The organism is Nostoc sp. UHCC 0252 (genome assembly GCF_034931145.1).
Taxonomy (GTDB): Bacteria; Cyanobacteriota; Cyanobacteriia; order Cyanobacteriales; family Nostocaceae; genus Nostoc.
The window spans coordinates 118,561-136,286 of the sequence record NZ_JAYGHE010000009.1 but is presented as its reverse complement, the minus strand read 5'-3'; the positions used below and the strand labels follow the sequence as shown (position 1 = coordinate 136,286).

The window sequence follows — 17,726 nt, the reverse complement described above, 5'->3', positions numbered from 1 at the left end:
AGAAGTAATCATCTAGTTTTGTCACTACTGAGGTTGAAGATGACAATAGCGCCCAGTGAATCTAGCAGCAACGCTAGCGATTTGCTCACCTTAGCCTGTTGGATGGCGGGAGATTTTAGCAACTACAAGCAATCTTTTGCAAATCCGCAACTTTACGCCCACATTCACATTTTTTTCCGTCCCTTACCGATTGAATTTTTTTCTGCCATCGGTTTTTATTCAGAACAAGCCTATGATCACGATTTATGGACACCCTATCGCCAGGGAGTACATAAACTAGTGGATTGTGGCGATCGCATTTATATCGAAAATTACAGCTTAAAAGACCAGATGCTTTATGCTGGTGCTGCTCGTGAATTAGATATCCTCAAAACCATCACCCCAGAGTGTATCAAACGGCGTTATAACTGTTCAATGGTTTTCCAGCGAGAGGGTGAAATGTTTCGGGGTAGTGTGGAACCTGGTAATCAATGTCTGATTAACCGCAATGGATGTCAGACATATCTAGTCAGTGAAGTAGAAATAACTGAGCATACTTGGATAAGTCTAGATAAAGGTATAGATATTGAAACCCATAAGCAAATATGGGGTTCAACTGCTGGCCCTTTGCGGTTTGAAAAACGCGAAAGTTTTGCTGATGAATTACTTGCAGTGAAAGCATTATGTTAATTCAGCTTGAATCTGTTAAATATAAAATGTTACCTCCACAGGCTGAAAAAAAGATGCGTTGCTGGATTCGCAGTCGCCACTTAATTTGTTCGGGTAACTTTTTCATATTCGAGACATTAGAGTATACAACGATTGAGAGGTTTTCTGAATGTGTTGCTTCTTTAGGAGGAACAGTAATATCCGTTGAACCCATTAATAAAATCTGGATGGGCGATCATCGCCAAGTAATTTTATATCAGGCAAAAGCCAGTTTACATACCCCTCATCATACTCTGAAACAATACTGGATAAAATACGGTGGTTCTTCTACTAAATTTGATGAGCGAGTTTGAGAGTTAATATACTGCGGACATCCTTTTGACATTTTGGATTTTAAATACCCCTTAAGAGGGTTGACGGCTAATTGTTAATGTTTAATTGCTAATTGTTCACGATAATTAGCTGTTACTTATTAACAGTTAGCCGTCTAAGTTTGTTAGAAAATGTAACTAAAAAAGTCTCCAAAACTTGATAAATTAATCTTGACTTTAACAGATTGCAACTTTGCAAGAGCAGGTTGCTGATGCCCGACGGTCTGCCACAATTGTAGAGGCTCGGTTGAATGAGTGGCGCAGTCGCGTTTTTAGTGGTTAATTTCTTTACTGTTTCGTTTTGTTGGGTGCGTTACGCTATGGGCTAGCGCACCACTGTTGTAGAAGGTAAAAGCGATCGCATAAAATTAATAATTCCTTGATGCTGTATACTCAAGTCGATAATCGCGGTTTTTCTCACACATCTGAAAAATCGCTCATCAGTTAAGTCAATTTTTAATTTAACTGTAGTTGTTGTGGCGTTCACAAGCTATTCTGAACACCTTACTTTCTAGTTTAGTTATGGGTGCGATCGCCAGATGAGATGATGAGCGCACACCACACAACTTGCAACAAAACGTAAGGTACGAACATACACAGGCATAGTATGAGCGATGGAATTACATAAATAATTATTGGTAAAAAGTCTATTTACAGATATAGCATATAGTTTTTTTCCTAAAAGCTTTGACCACTAACCATAAGATGGTGTATAGTCTCTTGTTAATTAAAAACAGAGAGATTCTGTCTATGATTCGAGATTTAGAGCAGGTATACCAAATGCCAGCTTTCATCATAGGAAATTGAAACTTATGGGACAAGTTTGGCTACCATCTGCAAGTTATAATCTTTGGTCTTTATCAGATTCACGAGTGGGCCAAGAATTCTGGTTTTGTGATATGAAGCGAGGCTTTAGCAAAGTTCGTCAGAAAGAGCCTCAAGTTAAAGCTCTGTTAGAAGATAATAAACACCAGCGAATTGGGAAATTAGCACAAAGCGGGGTTTATGAATTTTATCAAGACCCCCAACTTTTGTCACAGTCTGAAGGTGTAGAAAAAGTTGCAGATATTTTAAAACTAAATCAAGAGCCAGACGAAGTTCAAGAGCGAATTATTGGGATTCTGAACAACTATTACAAAAAACCTATTTTAGTTGGCAAGCAAATTATTGAGTTGAGCAAAGGCGATGAGGGATTTCCTTCACCGATAATTATCGAAGAGGGTAATTATTCTTTCAATCTATATGCACCAACTGACTGCACTTTTAAACAGCCAGATGGTACTATTCACATTTTAGATTTCAAGACAGGTAAATCAGACTTTGACCGACGACAGGCTTACGTCTACCTGTTAGCAGCTAGCTATCTCTATCCACAACAACCATCTGTTGCTTCATTCTACAACTTAGAAACTGCCTTGGCATCTGACGTAATTACAGTTACTCCTGAACAACTCAAATTTGTGCAGATAGAACTAGCAGATATAGCAAAACGATATGAGATTGAAAGAATGCATTATAGGGAAAACCCAAATGATTTTGCCAAAATATTTCCTCCCAATCCTGGTAGTGCCTGTAGGTACTGTACCTTTAATTCAATTTGTAAATTTTCTGTAAGTGAGGTTTCTAGGTGATTGCTGCTTCAACTATTAGTCAAACAAAAACTTTATCTTCTAGCGAGATTTTCCGTCTAAATTTTTCAAATATTAATATAATGTGCTTTCAACTGAAACCTGGTATTGAGCAGGAGGAAGGCATTAGTTTGAGCTTCCATCTTAGTCGGATTTTACCTCACATAGTCGTTGTTTGGGATAAGCCATATTTTTATGCTATTGGTAAATCCAATAATTCTATGTCTATGCGGGATTTTGGGATAGAGTGGGAATCCATACTAGAACAAATTGCTGTGGAAGGGACAAAAGACTTTATCGATCGCACTTGGCAGTTTCAAGAAGTCCCACTCACTAAAACAGTCTCAGCAAATGTTATTTCTCTATTAGCTTATCAGGTATTAAAGACATCTAAACCATATCCCTTTGCATCCATAACTGCGTTGTCTAAAAATGGTGTGCAAGTAAGACGTGAGGCAAAATTTTGGGCAGAACCTATCGAAATACATGGAACTTTACAACCAGCTATTAATTTAACAATGAAAAGCAAGTTTTTGTTAACAAAAACTTTGGCTGAGTTCTATCTTAATCATCCCGATAAGCATAATCCAGAGAAGCTTTTAATTGATCTGGATGTTCGCTCTCTTTCTGGTGATATCCAAGGTAATGGTACTATCACACAGCTTATTAAAGAACCTTCGTTGATACACAAGCAAAAACTTATTGAGCAAGCCAAGAATGAAATTAGTAAGAAAGCTCTGCAAGATGCTCTATCTAATAAACTCTTGGTGGCTGTTAAATTTGGTAAAGGTAAAAAGCTGTATAAATATGGCATGGCTGCTTTGCGTCCCTGTGTTACATCTGGAACAGCTAGTAAGTTTGGGGTTAACTGGGGAGAATTACTCAAGCAAACCAAAATTCTTTACAAAGAACGAACAAATTTATTAGCTACCTACAAAAAAGAAGCTGAAAACGCTTTAAGTACTTATGGATTTGAGTTAGGACTCAGCATCAATAGCCGTGACTATCCAGAGTTGTTTTGGCAACCACAAGTTCCAATTGAAGATGCACCCTTGCTATTTGGCAACGGAGTTATTAGCGCTCAAAAGAAAATTCTCACAGGTCTTTCTAGAGGTGGTGTTTACCGTCGCCATAGGAAATTTTCTGACCCATCCAGACCAATTCGGATTACTGTTATGAATCTTTGTGAGGTGGGGTTTGATGACTTTATACAAAAACTTAAAGAACGTTTAAAAAGCTATAAATTTGAAAGCCTATTTGTTACCAAATCAATATCGCTAAAAAACTTAAGTGATACTCAGGCAAGAGTAAAAGTTGAGGAAGTAGTCAATGAATTAATGGAAATTAAACCTGAAATAGTTTTAGCGTTTTTGCCCCAGAGCGATCGTAATGCTGATGAGGAAGAGGGTGGTAGTCTTTATCACAAAATATATGATCTATTGCTTAGTCGCCAGATAGCTAGCCAGATGATTTATGAAGATACATTGAAGAATCCTAATTATTATAAAAATATTCTCAATCAGGTGGTTCCAGGAATTCTCGCCAAGCTGGGTAATTTACCTTTTGTTCTGGCTGAACCTCTAGAAATAGCCGACTGTTTCATTGGATTGGATATTTCCAGAGAGTCTAAGACAAAACTTTCTGGAACAATGAATGCTTGTGCGAGTATGCGTCTTTATGGGAAGCAAGGAGAGTTTATTCGCTATCTGCTAAAAGATACTTTGATTCAAGGTGAAGAAATTCCTAAACAATTTCTAGAAGCACTGTTACCAAAAAAGGAGTTTGAAGGAAAAACAGTATTGATTTATCGTGATGGGCGCTTTTGCGGTCAAGAAGTTGCTAATCTCCTAGAATGGGCTGAAGCTATTGGCTGCAAATTGATATTAGTAGAGTGTAGAAAGTCTAGTATTCCTCGACTATATAATTTGGTTAATAAAACCATAGCTGCACCAGAAAAAGGTTTAGCATTGCGTATTTCTTCTACTGAAGCAGTTCTGGTAACAACTGAAGTAACTGAAAAGATGGGTCTTGCTTATCCTTTACGCTTGACAGTTATCACTGGAAATCACCCAGCTTTAATTTCTCCTCCCATAGAACAGGTAGTTGAAACTACTTTAAAACTCACCTTGCTGTATTATGGAGCATTAAAAATGCCTCGCTTACCAATGCCAGTATATGGAGCGCATAAAATGGCAAAACTGCGCTTAAGGGGGATTTATCCAAGCAGTATGTTAGAGGGCGATCGCCAGTTTTGGCTCTAGAACTAAATATTACAGGTATTTAGCGATCGCTATTCTCCTCCCAAAAATTCAATCATCGCCAATGAATAAGCTAAACCGAAGCTTTCAACAGATATTATTTGTCTGCGATCGCTCTTTCCCAAAATCTCAAATTATGATTCAAATTAAATGCTCAACCCGCTTCAATTAAGCTTCGTTCAGGTAGGGTGACTCCGTTAAATAAACAGTAGTGCAAATCAACCCCAGTTAAGTCTACTTTCGTGAAATCAACGCCACTTAAATCCGTTTTGCAGAAAATAGCTTTGGCAAGACTGGCATGACTCAAGTCTGTATTGCTCAACTTTGCGCCAGTCAAGTTTGCACCAGTGAGATTTGCCCCAGCCAAGTTTACACCACTAAGGTTAGCATAACTCAAGTCTGCCCCAGCTAAGTTTGCACTACTGAGGTCAGCATCATGCAAGTCTGCTAAACGCAAATCTGCTTTCATCAGCGAAGCTTTATGCAAGTCCACGTTCCTAAGAGTTGCCCGAATCAGATTAGCAGCTTTGAGGTTTACTAAAATCAAATTTGAGCCACTTAAATCTGTTCTCCATAAGGTCGCCGCAGTCAAATTTGCTTCAATCAAGTTTGCACCGCGCAAGTTAGTCTGTGATAAAGTTGCGCTAGCCAAGTTAGCTCGATTCAAATTGATTCCAGCTAAACACACCTCACCAAGATGAACTAAGTGCAAGCTTACTTGAGCGAAATTTCTCTCTCCTGCACAATAGCGTTTGAGAAGTTCATTAGCATCCATACAGCCTGCCTTCCAAATCTCCATCTTTTATCCAAAAATTACAGTATCTAATCAATAATTACTAAAAATATCTCTCATTATGAGATTTTAAAACTCTGCACCAACATTAAAATTATTTAATAATCTTTTAGAAGATAGCAGTCCCAAATCATTCGTGATAATTCTCTCTTTCTTCTTTCTTTTCTTTGCGTCCTTTGCGGTTCGTTTCCTAATCTATATTTTTCACAACTCAAATAGGATTGCTATATTCTCGATGAGACTGGTTGTTTTCAAATGCTTAAGCGTGGTGAGATGGCGATTTCTACATTTACGCTCTTTCACTCATCCACGCTTAAGCAGCAGCTAATCTAACTTCTACTTACGTACTAAGTTGAGCAGTTCTTTAGGAGAAGCAAGCAAGTCAATTGCTACGAAGAAAATTTTGCCTTGAGGATCGATCAAAAACCGCCATGCAATATTCATTCCTACACTTGCACCGAACCAAGGGGTTTGGACTTTGCCGGTGACTTTAACTTGGGTATAACCATCTTCCAGTGGCTCGGCAATACCACGCTCTGGTATCATTTTCAACCCTTGACACTCTTCACGCATATAAGCGCGGATTGCATCTTGACCAACAATCGGTCTTTCAAAGGGAGGTTGCAAAGCACCTTCAGAAAGAAACAAAGCAACCGCAGCTTCAAAGTCATTAGCATTCATGTTGTTGATATAGCCAAGAACTGTAGGGTTGCTGATGCCTTCAATGGTGACTTTAGTCCGAAACGCTGGCGCTGTTGGTGGAGCCACAGGTTCTGATACTTTTTTGTAACTACCGGGAGCATTCGGGTCAAATCCCATACTTACTACGGTATTGCGGAGAATTGTAATTTGTTGACCTGAATCAGCATTCCTGATTGCTTCCAACACATCAGCAGCTTTGGGAGAAAGTTTGTAGCCTTCTGGAATCGGAGCAACAATTCCTTGTGCCATCCATTCTCCCAACTGATACCAGAAGCCCAGCTTGATGTTTACAGTGAAGGATGCATAAGAACGGCAGAGGGGAGTATCAGCACGGTTAGCCAAATCATACATGACTCGTGTTTGAGCATCGAAAGGCATCTGCTTAATTTGTTCAAGTAAGCCTTGTGCGAGTATCATGTTAGCTGCTCCTGGAGCAGCAACCGTAATACTTCTACCCATTTCGGTATAAGCAAACCAGAGTAATGCTAGTTGATCTTCGGCATTGAGTTCAGAGAATGATCCGACAACAGTTGGAACAATGTCAGCAACTAACGTCCCAGGAAAGATACTTTGAGCCGACTTGATGGTAAAAGACATAGCAGATATTCCCTAAAAAAATTACAGTTCTATCAAATGTGAAAAGACGGAGGAGAAATGCGTTTAGCTGTTAATAAAGGCACTCAACAGTTTGGACACAATCCATCGTAGACATTACTCTACTGAAGGCATGACAATTTTGTTGCCGTTGAGTTTAGATACTCGGCAAGGCAAATTGCAGGCTCAACTGCATAGTTATTTAAAAAACCTTGATCAACGTGCTTTAACGCAACGATGTTGTTTTTATTTCGCTATGTAAAGAAACATAACAAGTTCGTTACAAATAAGCAATACTTCTTCAGCCATAATTTTATAACTTCTACTTATATAAACTATAAGTTTTACTGAAGTTGGATTAAAGGCAATTGATTCTTTTGTGTGTATCTATGACATCGCACATCTCTAGATGTATCAAATTTACACAAACAATCCTTTAGCAAATCTATTGCGCTGTCATATACATACATCGCTCGTCTTCTCGCACGAATCCAAAATGCCCTACCTACTTAGTACGGTTATTACCACCTTTTATGCCATGTCAAGGTATTGCAAAAAATATTTACAATAAGTTACATTCATTTACAGATAACAATTAAGAACGCGGTCAACTCAACAGATTTGCATTTGAACCCAAAGTTTATGTTCTAGCTTTTAGAGAAGACGCTTCAGATTTACCAATTTTCTCCAGTTGACAAATAAAACAATTTAGAGGCAAACTTATGAAAACTGATTTTGATTATCCCAGAAAAGATTTGATTGGAGCAGTAGTTTTTAGACCTGATTTCAACAAATTTGAGACCATCAATGTAAATCAAGCGTGGTCATTGTTTTTCAGTGTTGGTCAAGACGATAAGGGACTGGGGCAAGAAGTTGAATTTGGTCGATTTTTCACTAACCTCTTAATTGCTGTTGGAGTAACTGGAATTATTTGGGCTATTTACTTCAGCCAATGAGGATGAGTAAGTTTGTTCATTTATCTAGTAAGTTCAATAGAGGTCTTGGATTAAATACCAAGACTTCTTTTTCCTGTTCAATACGTCTAAAAAAGTTTCTTTAGCTCTGGAACAAGTTTGATGTTGATTGGATTTATAAAGCTTCCTAATTTGTCAAGGTATTGTGGATACATGGGTTTAGAAGTAGCAGAAATTGTTTCTAAACATCTTGCAGTTCAAAGTAAAGCATACGTAATTCAAAATAGAAGAATATTGATCAATCAACTTTTAAAGTCTGGTCTAGATTCTCATACAGCAAATCGAACTGTTACTGTACTTGTATCAAGCCCAGTTTTACGATTAACTAATAAAAACCAGTGTGCTTTTATGAGCGCTGAGTACTAAGTTGGGAAACGCGATTAATCGCGTCTGTACAAGAGTTTAGAAGCTTGGAGTTATTATTCTCCTTTGCTCCTTTGTATGTGTTTTTCTCAGTTTTCAAGGTTTTGAATTCAACGTAAACAACGAATCGCTTCTAATAAACCTCTAGCTTTATTCAGTGTTTCTTCGTATTCTTTTTCTGGCTCAGAATCAGCTACCAAGCCTGCACCGGCTTGGACGCTAACTGTTTTATCATGTACCACCATTGTGCGAATTGCGATCGCAGTATTTAATTGTCCCTCAAAATCGTAATATCCATAGACACCGGAATAAACACCCCGGCGGCTAGACTCTAACTCGTGGATAATTTCCATCGCCCGAATCTTGGGTGCGCCGCTTACCGTCCCTGCTGGGAAGGAAGCTTTCAATAAATCCCATGCTGTTTTATCTAGTGCTAATTTACCTACAACATTGCTAACGATGTGCATTACATGGGAGTAGCGCTCAACCACCATTAATTCATCAACTTTGACGCTACCATTTTGACAAACACGCCCCAAATCATTCCGCCCTAAATCAACTAGCATGACGTGTTCGGCAACTTCTTTGGGATCTTCGAGTAAATCTTGAGCATAAGCTGCATCTTCCTGGGAAGTTTTACCCCGTGGACGTGTCCCAGCAATGGGGCGTACCGTTGCTATAACTCCCCCATCTGGATCTGTTTCGGCTTTTACCATCACTTCCGGGCTGGAACCGATGATTTGCCAATCTTGAAAGTTAAAGTAAGCCATGTAAGGCGAAGGATTTATCTGGCGTAGCGACCGATAAAGGGCAAAAGGGTCGCCTGTATACGGTGTTGATAGTCGCTGAGAAATTACTACTTGAAAAATATCGCCTGCTTTAATGTAATCTTTCGCCTTCTCAACGCTGGTACAAAAATCAGGGCGGGTGAAATTACTTTTGTATTCCTCTGTTTCTTTGCTTTTCTGCTCCTCTGCTCCTCTACTTCCTGGCGGCTTCCATTCCAATCGAGTTTTTTCTGGCGATAGGGGAAGAGATAGCTTTTCGAGCATTTGGGTGACGCGATCGCACGCTTGTTGATAGGCTACTTTTAAATCTACATTGGGGTCGCGTAAATCAGCATAAGCGATCGCCCAGATTTTCCGCTTCACCTGGTCAAAAATCAACAGGTGGTCTACCTGCATCCACAAGCCATCAGGAATATTTCGCTCATCTTGTGGATAGATTGGCACGCGCGGCTCAATCCAGTTAATCAATTCATAGCCCCAAAACCCAAACAAACCGCCAATTCCTGGTGGTAGCTGTGGTAACTTGACTGGGTGATAAGGTGCTAAACATTCGGCTAAAGTTGCAAAAGGGTCGCCTGCAAAAACGACCTGCGAACCATCACGGTTTAATTGGGTGGTGCGATCGCCCCTTGCTTCCAAAACCCAAAGCGGATCGCAGCCCACTAAACTATAACGTCCTAGTTTTTCTCCGCCTTCTATTGATTCCAACAAAAAGCTATAGGGCTGACCTGCACAAACTTTATACCAAGCAGATACGGGCGTATCTAAGTCCGCTACCCATTCTTGATATACGGGAATAAAGTTGCCTTGTTGCGCTAGGTTGGAAAACTCGGAGAAATGCGGAAAAATCATTATTTTTCAAAAATAATTGGCAATTGGTAATGGGTAACGGGTAATTATTTTTTTACCAATTACCCATTACTAATTACCCATTAGCTACTAAAAGCTAGTTACGGAGCGTCGTAGGTTGTAACACCGCTAAACTTAACTTTGGAAGGACTGGGGTTTTGTCCGATCCGACGGTCTACATAACGCACTTTGTCACGACCTTCATTTACCTTTTCAGGGAAGACACCATCAGCTGGGTGAATTAAAGTGGTTTCTCCGTTGGGTAAAATTCGGTAAATTTTGTAGTCTGTAATTTTCATTTTCCGCAATTGCTGACCACCCAAAGCGATGCCATATTCTTTACGAGCAAGATACAGCAGGTTTTCGCCTTTCCGCATAGTAGCAGCACCACCTGTAGGCATTTCAAAAACTTGCTCTTTCGGGCTAGTCCAAGTGATAGCGTACTTTTCTTCGACTTGTGCTTTTGTGAGCAAGCCACCGGTGTGACCACCGAATAGCGGGGTTTGTCCAGAGAGTGTTTCTGCCATAAAGTTCGGTTCTCTCAACGTTTTTAGGGAATCGTAACACTGCAACCAGGATCATATTGCGATCGCGTTATAGACTGTAACAGTTTTTAGTCATTTGTCATTTGTCATTTGTCATTATTTACCCCATTCCCCATTCCCAACTCCTATTTGCTCTTGACTTTTGTCCGCTTTTCCTCGTGACTATTTTGAACAATGGGGATGGTGAAGTGAAATTGACTACCCTGGTCTTTGCCAGTTGACTCTGCCCAAATTTCTCCGCCCCAACCATTCACGATTTGACGACAAATAGCTAAACCAAGACCAGTCCCGCCAGTGGTACGGCGTAGCGCTCCCTCTTCTTGATAGAAGCGGTCAAACACTATTTCTAAACGATTCGGTTCAATGCCGCGTCCGTTGTCAGCCACAGTTACCTCGACCATTTGACGGCTGTTGAAAATCGCTTTAATGGTGATTTCTCCTTCAGAGGGCGTAAATTTACAAGCGTTGTCCATGAGTTTTGCTAGTACCTCTACTAGCCAATCCCCATCGGCTCTAACCAAAGGTAGGTTTTCGGCAATTTGAGTTTTGATTTGGGGCGGCTTTTCCGTTGAAGAACGGGTGCGATTGCGGCTGAGTGCTAAATCCACACACTCTTGTAGAGTGAGGGATTCTGGATGCCATTGCACTCGACCGCTTTCTAAGTTGGAAAGTGTGAGGAAATCTTGTACTAATTTTCGCATCCGTTCTGAGTCGGAAAGAGCAGTGTTGAGCATAATTTGCTGCAACTCCAAGGGCATATCCGGCTCACTAGCGAGACTTTCTAGGCACACTTGAATGGTAGATAGGGGAGTACGCAATTCGTGTCCGGTGATGGCTATAAGGTTGCTGCGGGTGCGGTCTAGGGCTTCTAGCTGCTTGTTAAGTTCTTCTAAGTTGGCGTAGGCTTCCGCTTGAATAAGGGCTGCTCCGACTTGGGTGGCGATCGCTTCTACTAAATCCAATTCCCCTGGTTGGCACTCGTGTGGTGGCATTCGGCAATAGTGCAATTCCACAATGCCCAATAATCGCCCCTGATAAAATACTGGTTCCATTAGCCAAGAACGAATGGCAAACTTTTTAGCAATCAAGGAAAGTCCTGGCGAATTGTTAACACGAGGGTCATTTAGTGTATCGCTAATACAAACCCCCTCCCCTTGTTGCACGATGTCCTGAAAGAGGGAATTTTTCTGTAACTCCCAAGTTTGCCCACGAACCGATAAGATACCAGGATTCAAAAACTCGTGTTCAATTATGGCTTGGCTATCTGTGGCTTGAGCGCGGTAAATTAGACAGCGACAAGCTTCTAGGTGTTCTCCTAATTCTTGTGCCGCCACTTGGAGAACTTCGTGAGGATCGAGCGATCGCCGAATGGCAGTGCTAATAGAATTGACTAATCGTTCTTTTCGTGCTTTGGCAGCAATGGAACGGTAAGCTTTGTGCAATTTGTACTGACTAGCTTGCAAGTAAGTGACTAAGCGCTGCACAAAGGGATCTGTATCAATGTCACAAGCATATTCGTTAAACTGTTCCGCTCCAGAAAGGCTTCGCGGCTCTCCGATCCCAAACCTCTGACGTGCCTCCTCAATTTTACTTGCCAGTTCTGGCCTGTAAACCAAAATCCTGTCTAACAGCAATTCGGCGACTTTCAGGCTAACTCCTCTTTCCGATGTCCAAACTCCTTCAAATCTTCGCGCTGCGTCTATATCCAGATTAGGGCTTAGTTCCGGTAGTTGCTTGTTTTTAGCAATAGAACCAAGGCTTTCCCGACAAACTAGACAAGTTGCATAATTATCAGCAATCACTACCAAATGCCACTCATGACTTAAGCCATCCGTTGGCTCAAAAGCGACCTTTTCGTAGTGTTCCGAACTGTTAGTAAAATCCGTTTCTGGTGCAGATAACACGTATATTTGGTTACTCCGCAAGGCAAGTCGTAGGTAGCGATGAGCTTCTTGGCGGTAGAATCGCTCTCGCTGGAAACTAGCAATTACAAGGGGTTGGGCTAAAGTCGCAGCCAAAACTTGATCTTCCATCGCGTGGGAGAGCGCCGTTAGTGAAGCCTTAAAATATAGCTGGGGCCGCAAGTATGGTAGGGACTTTAGCAGATCACTCAGCACAGAAGTCGAAATGCTCATGAATTATTGTTAAACGCTCAACCTTGATAAGATCCACGTCACAGCTGCATTGTACAAATTCCAAGGGACTCTCAAGTTAAATAGAGAGTTGCAATATGTAAAGAACGCTAAAAAGCACTTTCCGCACAAGCAGGCGCAACATTTTGTTACCTAATCGATTTTTTAATTGACAACCTACTAAGCCCAATATACATTCTTAACTAACTTTGAAATATGGTTGCACATCTGAAATCTTTCAGTATTAAGTAGCAAAAGAGAAATATTTGTATTATTTTAACTATCTTATTGGTCTACTAACCACTGATATTCCAGGCATTGGCAGTAGCCCACTATAGACATCGCCTACTTAATATTTGCATCCACTAAATAAATTTGCTCACTCAAAAACTATTACTACCATATAATTCAATCCATAACTATTGATTAGAATCAATCAACTAATTAATTATCATAAATTTGTCTAATAAAACACCAAACATTAAAGATATTTAAAACAAAGTATAATAGTGTACATAACAAATGCTACCTATAGTCAAGAGAAATTAGGAATTTTGCATTTTTGCTGAGTATACTATTCTATATGTCTTGTATATTAAGAATATTTAACGACTAAGGAGTTCTCTTAAAGTTTTCAGTCTTGAGTTTAGACTTAATAAATATAAATTTATAAATATTTGCTTATATTGATTTAAGTACAGCTACTTAATCAGCAGTACGTAAGAGTTATTTTGGCTACAATGGCTCAAACAAGTTTTAGAGAGAGTCTTTTTTCTGCAAGTTATGAGGGTTAAAGACCTCTACTTGAAATACCGCGAAAATCTACAACCTGTACACGGAACTTTGGCTAATGACACCGGATACGCTAATGACATCGGAAAAAATTTTTCTAGATGGAAAAACTTTTATTCCTGCCGAACAATTACCTATCCCGGAGTGGCCTTGTGTTGTGAGTGAAAGATCGCAACCGACACTGACGGTTAAAGATGATGATTTATTTTTGGTGACAGATGCTATTGGGAACATTTCTGGCTGTTCCCTCAATGATAGCAATCCCAGCATGGGACTGTTTTGTTGTGATACGAGATTTCTCAATCGTTTGGAGTTGCAACTTGAAGGGCGATCGCCTGTTCTTCTTAGTAGTACTGCTGAAAAAGGGTTTTCACTCTCAGCTTTGTGTACCAACCCCAGAATCGACGAACGCCTAAGAGCCGAAACTGTGGGAATTCGCCGGGAAATGGTGCTGAATGGGGCACTATTTGAAGAAATAGAGGTATCTAACTACAGCACAACAACCGTCAGTTTTGAACTAAGCATCAGCTTTGATGCAGATTTTGTTGATTTATTTGAAGTCCGGGGCTACGACAGAGAAAAACGCGGTAAGCTTTTACGTCTAGTAGAACCGACGATTGAAGAAAGAATCGTCGATGGCGTTTCACCAGTAGCCAAAGACCCATCAATTTTTAGGGAAGAATCTTTAACACTCGCCTATCAAGGTCTGGATGATTCGGTGATGGAATCCCGTATTTTATTTCAGCATCGGCAACCAGACTATTTCAAGGGTTACACTGCGGTTTGGCAGCTAGAGTTGGCTTCTCACGAAACTCAAAAGCTGGGTTATCGGGTGAATATGTTGAAAAACAACCAATCTAGTTCAACCGTAAGCGCCGCCATCACATTAGGACAGGCGAAAGCTGCTGAGTTGATGGAGGAGCAAAACTGGGTACAGCAAATTACCCGCATTAGCTCAGATAAGAGCATTTTCAATCGAGTGATTGAGCGAGCCGAGCAAGATATGTATTTGTTGCGCCAGTCTTTTGGTAAGCATAAGACTGTTTCGGCTGGAGTGCCGTGGTTTTCTACGCTATTTGGGCGAGATTCGCTGATTACCGCTTCCCAAACCTTGATGTTAAACTCGCAAATTGCTAAAGAAACCCTGATATTACTGGCGACATACCAAGGCAAAATTGACGACGAATGGCGCGAAGAAGAACCGGGTAAGATTCTGCACGAGTTACGTTTGGGAGAAATGGCTCGTTGTCAAGAAATTCCCCACACACCATACTACGGTACAGTTGATGCTACTCCTTTGTGGCTGATGCTGTATGCCGAACATTATGCTTGGACTCACGATCAAGAACTCTTAGAGCAACTTTGGCCCAATGCTCTAGCAGCAATGGAATGGATCGATCGCAATACGAAAGAAAACAGTTACCTCAGTTACTTCCGTAAATCTAAACGCGGTCTTCCTAACCAAGGCTGGAAAGACTCTGACGACTGTATTGTAGACCACAAGGGAGAATTAGCCAACGGCCCAATTGCCCTTTGTGAAGTGCAAGCTTACGTCTATGCTGCAAAAATACGCCTAGCAGAAATAGCGAGGATGAAGAAGCGGCTTGATTTAGCAGATCGCTGGCTAGAAGAGGCTAGAAGTCTCAAGGTTCGTTTTAATCGAGATTTTTGGGTGGAAGACCAGGATTTCTGCGCCTTGGCTTTGGATGGAGATGGCAAACCAGTAGGCAGTATTACCTCAAATCCTGGTCATTGTCTGCATTTGGGTCTTTTCACACACGAAAGAGCTTATAGCGTGGCAGAAAGGTTACGCGCACCAGATATGTTTAATGGTTGGGGCATTCGGACTCTAAGTAGTTTGTCACCCGCTTACAATCCGATGGGTTATCACATTGGTTCGGTTTGGCCTCATGATAACGCTCTGATTGCAATGGGATTGCGATCGCTCGGTCTTATCGATCAAGCCTTAGAACTTTTCCAAGGTTTATTTGACATGACTAGTCAGCAACCTTATCAACGTCCTCCAGAACTCTTCTGCGGCTACGAACGGAACGGTGATAATGCCCCTGTACAGTATCCTGTTGCCTGCACTCCCCAAGCTTGGGCTACAGGTAGTGTTTTCCAACTGCTGCAAATGATGGTTAACTTAGTGCCTGATGCTCAAAATAACTGCTTGCGAATAATCGACCCCGCTTTGCCAGAATCGATTAATCGCTTGTCATTTCATAATTTGCGAGTCGGCCCTACCATCCTCGATTTAGAATTCGAGCGTTCTGGGACTACGACTGCTTGTCGCGTTGCGAAAAAACGCGGTAATTTGCGGGTAGTTATCGAAGCATAGAAACAGATTAGGGAGTAGGGAATTTACTACTCCCTATTTTATGCTTGATAATATGATCTGAAATTCAGAACCTACGCTTAGTCCTACTATCTACTCCAACCAACGCAGTATTAATCTCCTTCATCGGCAGTGTGTAGACTTCTTAAAAGCTGCTCTGTAAGCTCGATCAATTCATATACAGAGTTTTGCGTAATTTGTGTAGTTTTGAAGCCATGAGCAATAGAATTACGTAATGGGAGTGCATTCATTAGTAACTGATACTCAGATTTTGAAATTACACCTTCAATTGCTAATTGCTTTACTAAATAGCTTGGATCAAATCTTCGTAAACTTAGCTCCTCCTTTTGGGCTATAAGTCTCAAAGTTGCTTCTACTAAAGACCAGGAATATAGGAGAGCTAATTCTGGATGTTGCGTTGTAAGTTGCCTCGCTAGTTGCAACTGTGATTCTATTTCACGCTCTTGAAGAGAAGTCTCTGCTTTGAGAGAATACATTGTATCCTCTGGGTTGGTCATTACTAATTCAAATCTCCAACCAGGATGTTTTTCTACCGCTTGAGCTAAATTACCTAAATATTGATTAGAAGAAGAGTTCAGTGAGGAGCGTGACTTGACTTGAATAACTACATTTTCTTCTCCCCGACGTACTATCATGTCAGGGCGATAGTGATTAAGGAAGTCAGGCAAGTCTTCTGGATTTGGATGAAAAAAAACTTCGTAACCCTTTTCACGATACTCTTCTGCTAGTTTCAGCAATCGCTCTCTTTCTAAGTTTGCGGTTGAAGTTTCCATCAAATAATTACCTCCTGGTTAGGAGCATCAATTACGACAATATATAAGAACTCATTGCCACGGGCAAAACCTTCCGCCAATGTCGTCGAGGTCATATTTTCTATTCTAAAGTTAACTGACAAATCTCTCTTTCTAACTAGGAGATCGCTTACTTGATTATCATCGACGTAGGCTAATCCTTTAATTGCATCTTGAATAGGCTTCACTATATTGTCTACATCCATTTGATCGGAATCATAGAAATAGGTTATCTGGAGCATAACCAATCCAGTAGCCGTTTTTTGTTCCGAAGACCAATATTTTTCAGCTTCTTGTCGCACTGTCTTTTTCCAATCTTCAAGCCGATTGCCCTTACCACGCTTACGAGTCTGTTGTGATACTGGTGGGCCATCTACTATGAACTCAAATCTGGTCAATGCACTTTTAAATAATAAATCACAGCTTATTTTATGCTAGTAACCTCGAATACAAGCAGAGAATTATCACTACTACCTGTTTCTTGTCTTTCTCAAGCCAATAAGTAATGTGCTACGGTTTTAGGATTAACTGGCGAGTATGATGTTAACTTTTCAGCCCAACGATGCGATCGCCTTAAATTCAACAGATGGTAATAAAATTTTGCTATAGGAAAGATTAAGGATGTAAAAACAACAATCATTTACACCCAAACTGCTAACAGACGCGATTAATCGCGTCTCTACGTTATGCTTCTTCAGAATTATCTCTTTTATGTCCTGGGGATGCTTCGTAAAGTGCATCAAGATGTTGGCGAGCATCTTCAACGTTAATGGAACGCATTACCAAAAGCGGCTCCTTAATTAAATTGCCTGCGTTATCTAATAACTCTGGATGGGGTACAAATTGTTTTTTTGATGAATAATAACCGTAGTTGCCTTGATTATTCACTGGCGAGGAATTCGTTGGGTAAGTTCGCTCCCGATCAAAACTGAACATGATCAAGTTACGAATTAAGTTGCCAACAGCTATAAATGCAAGGATTGTAAAAGCAAGAATGTAAAGTAGGTGTAACATCGGGTTTTTCTCCAGAACAACAATTTTTAAAACTTATTTTTGTGTAACGCTTTGTTTCGCCCAGACTGTGGCTCACAGTTAAGATGACTCTCTAACGCACTTTTATGCGCTTACATTTATATGAA

16 protein-coding genes are annotated in these 17,726 nt (G+C 40.5%); 6 read left to right on the top strand and 10 right to left on the bottom strand.

Annotated features, from left to right (window positions below):
- Window positions 1-39: 39 nt before the first annotated feature.
- Window positions 40-669 (top strand): chromophore lyase CpcT/CpeT, encoded by a 630-nt coding sequence (locus VB732_RS08730; protein ID WP_323230418.1) that lies wholly within the window; start codon window positions 40-42, stop codon window positions 667-669.
- Window positions 663-1,001, top strand: a complete 339-nt coding sequence (locus VB732_RS08725; protein ID WP_323230417.1) for a CpeR family transcriptional regulator — start codon at window positions 663-665, stop codon at window positions 999-1,001. Before VB732_RS08730 ends, VB732_RS08725 begins: the two co-directional genes overlap by 7 nt.
- 343 nt (window positions 1,002-1,344) lie before the next feature.
- Here the strand turns inward: VB732_RS08725 and VB732_RS08720 are convergent, their stop codons facing one another.
- A complete protein-coding gene (locus VB732_RS08720) occupies window positions 1,345-1,506 on the bottom strand; it encodes a hypothetical protein (RefSeq protein WP_323230416.1) in 162 nt (53 codons plus the stop codon).
- A 325-nt stretch (window positions 1,507-1,831) separates the two neighbouring features.
- Here VB732_RS08720 and VB732_RS08715 point away from each other — a divergent pair, with 325 nt between their 5' ends.
- Window positions 1,832-2,650: a PD-(D/E)XK nuclease family protein gene (locus tag VB732_RS08715; protein WP_323230415.1), complete on the top strand. Its 819-nt coding sequence runs from the start codon at window positions 1,832-1,834 to the stop codon at window positions 2,648-2,650.
- An 80-nt stretch (window positions 2,651-2,730) separates the two neighbouring features.
- A complete protein-coding gene (locus VB732_RS08710) occupies window positions 2,731-4,908 on the top strand; it encodes a Piwi domain-containing protein (protein WP_323230414.1) in 2,178 nt (725 codons plus the stop codon).
- Between the two features lie 151 nt (window positions 4,909-5,059).
- Here VB732_RS08710 and VB732_RS08705 read toward each other — a convergent pair whose 3' ends face one another.
- Both VB732_RS08705 and VB732_RS08700 read right to left on the bottom strand, forming a co-directional pair.
- The gene (locus tag VB732_RS08705) at window positions 5,060-5,704 is read right to left on the bottom strand and encodes a pentapeptide repeat-containing protein (RefSeq protein WP_323230413.1); all 645 of its coding nucleotides are present in this window, start codon (window positions 5,702-5,704) and stop codon (window positions 5,060-5,062) included.
- Window positions 5,705-6,034: 330 nt separating this feature from the next.
- The gene (locus VB732_RS08700; protein WP_323230412.1) at window positions 6,035-6,997 is read right to left on the bottom strand and encodes an orange carotenoid protein N-terminal domain-containing protein; all 963 of its coding nucleotides are present in this window, start codon (window positions 6,995-6,997) and stop codon (window positions 6,035-6,037) included.
- A gap of 719 nt (window positions 6,998-7,716) precedes the next feature.
- Here VB732_RS08700 and VB732_RS08695 point away from each other — a divergent pair.
- The gene (locus tag VB732_RS08695) at window positions 7,717-7,950 is read left to right on the top strand and encodes a hypothetical protein (RefSeq protein ID WP_323230411.1); all 234 of its coding nucleotides are present in this window, start codon (window positions 7,717-7,719) and stop codon (window positions 7,948-7,950) included.
- 491 nt (window positions 7,951-8,441) lie between these two features.
- Here the strand turns inward: VB732_RS08695 and trpE are convergent, their stop codons facing one another.
- The 3 genes from trpE to VB732_RS08680 all read right to left on the bottom strand — a co-directional run bounded on the left by trpE (window position 8,442) and on the right by VB732_RS08680 (window position 12,648).
- On the bottom strand, window positions 8,442-9,971 hold the full coding sequence (gene trpE / locus VB732_RS08690) for an anthranilate synthase component I (RefSeq protein ID WP_323230410.1): 1,530 nt from the start codon (window positions 9,969-9,971) through the stop codon (window positions 8,442-8,444).
- A gap of 98 nt (window positions 9,972-10,069) precedes the next feature.
- Window positions 10,070-10,495: a photosystem I reaction center subunit II PsaD gene (locus VB732_RS08685; RefSeq protein ID WP_323230409.1), complete on the bottom strand. Its 426-nt coding sequence runs from the start codon at window positions 10,493-10,495 to the stop codon at window positions 10,070-10,072.
- 143 nt (window positions 10,496-10,638) lie between these two features.
- Window positions 10,639-12,648, bottom strand: a complete 2,010-nt coding sequence (locus VB732_RS08680) for a DICT sensory domain-containing protein (protein ID WP_323230408.1) — start codon at window positions 12,646-12,648, stop codon at window positions 10,639-10,641.
- Window positions 12,649-13,495: 847 nt separating this feature from the next.
- On the opposite strand from VB732_RS08680, the gene VB732_RS08675 reads away from it, so the two are divergent.
- Entirely contained in the window at window positions 13,496-15,778 is a 2,283-nt protein-coding gene (locus VB732_RS08675) for an amylo-alpha-1,6-glucosidase (protein WP_323230407.1), read from the top strand.
- A gap of 110 nt (window positions 15,779-15,888) precedes the next feature.
- Here VB732_RS08675 and VB732_RS08670 read toward each other — a convergent pair whose 3' ends face one another.
- The 4 genes from VB732_RS08670 to VB732_RS08655 form a co-directional block, all read right to left on the bottom strand.
- Complete coding sequence (locus VB732_RS08670; RefSeq protein WP_323230406.1) at window positions 15,889-16,569, bottom strand: hypothetical protein; 681 nt, start codon at window positions 16,567-16,569, stop codon at window positions 15,889-15,891.
- A complete protein-coding gene (locus VB732_RS08665; protein ID WP_323230405.1) occupies window positions 16,569-16,985 on the bottom strand; it encodes a RusA family crossover junction endodeoxyribonuclease in 417 nt (138 codons plus the stop codon). Before VB732_RS08665 ends, VB732_RS08670 begins: the two co-directional genes overlap by 1 nt.
- 92 nt (window positions 16,986-17,077) lie before the next feature.
- Window positions 17,078-17,227, bottom strand: a complete 150-nt coding sequence (locus tag VB732_RS08660) for a hypothetical protein (RefSeq protein ID WP_323230404.1) — start codon at window positions 17,225-17,227, stop codon at window positions 17,078-17,080.
- A gap of 44 nt (window positions 17,228-17,271) precedes the next feature.
- Window positions 17,272-17,601 carry a DUF2973 domain-containing protein gene (locus VB732_RS08655; protein ID WP_323230403.1) on the bottom strand — a complete coding sequence of 110 codons (330 nt, stop codon included), beginning with the start codon at window positions 17,599-17,601 and terminating at the stop codon, window positions 17,272-17,274.
- Between the last annotated feature and the right edge of the window lie 125 nt (window positions 17,602-17,726).

Excerpts from the sequence above, each read along its gene's own strand:
- VB732_RS08730 (WP_323230418.1), top strand. The coding sequence starts at position 40 with ATGACAATAGCGCCCAGTGAATCTAGCAGCAACGCTAGCGATTTGCTC.
- VB732_RS08725 (WP_323230417.1), top strand. The coding sequence starts at position 663 with ATGTTAATTCAGCTTGAATCTGTTAAATATAAAATGTTACCTCCACAG.
- VB732_RS08715 (WP_323230415.1), top strand. The coding sequence starts at position 1,832 with ATGGGACAAGTTTGGCTACCATCTGCAAGTTATAATCTTTGGTCTTTA.
- VB732_RS08710 (WP_323230414.1), top strand. The coding sequence starts at position 2,731 with ATGTGCTTTCAACTGAAACCTGGTATTGAGCAGGAGGAAGGCATTAGT.
- VB732_RS08705 (WP_323230413.1), bottom strand. The coding sequence starts at position 5,704 with ATGGAGATTTGGAAGGCAGGCTGTATGGATGCTAATGAACTTCTCAAA.
- VB732_RS08700 (WP_323230412.1), bottom strand. The coding sequence starts at position 6,997 with ATGTCTTTTACCATCAAGTCGGCTCAAAGTATCTTTCCTGGGACGTTA.
- VB732_RS08695 (WP_323230411.1), top strand. The coding sequence starts at position 7,717 with ATGAAAACTGATTTTGATTATCCCAGAAAAGATTTGATTGGAGCAGTA.
- trpE (WP_323230410.1), bottom strand. The coding sequence starts at position 9,971 with ATGATTTTTCCGCATTTCTCCGAGTTTTCCAACCTAGCGCAACAAGGC.
- VB732_RS08685 (WP_323230409.1), bottom strand. The coding sequence starts at position 10,495 with ATGGCAGAAACACTCTCTGGACAAACCCCGCTATTCGGTGGTCACACC.
- VB732_RS08680 (WP_323230408.1), bottom strand. The coding sequence starts at position 12,648 with ATGAGCATTTCGACTTCTGTGCTGAGTGATCTGCTAAAGTCCCTACCA.
- VB732_RS08675 (WP_323230407.1), top strand. The coding sequence starts at position 13,496 with ATGACACCGGATACGCTAATGACATCGGAAAAAATTTTTCTAGATGGA.
- VB732_RS08670 (WP_323230406.1), bottom strand. The coding sequence starts at position 16,569 with ATGGAAACTTCAACCGCAAACTTAGAAAGAGAGCGATTGCTGAAACTA.
- VB732_RS08660 (WP_323230404.1), bottom strand. The coding sequence starts at position 17,227 with ATGATTGTTGTTTTTACATCCTTAATCTTTCCTATAGCAAAATTTTAT.
- VB732_RS08655 (WP_323230403.1), bottom strand. The coding sequence starts at position 17,601 with ATGTTACACCTACTTTACATTCTTGCTTTTACAATCCTTGCATTTATA.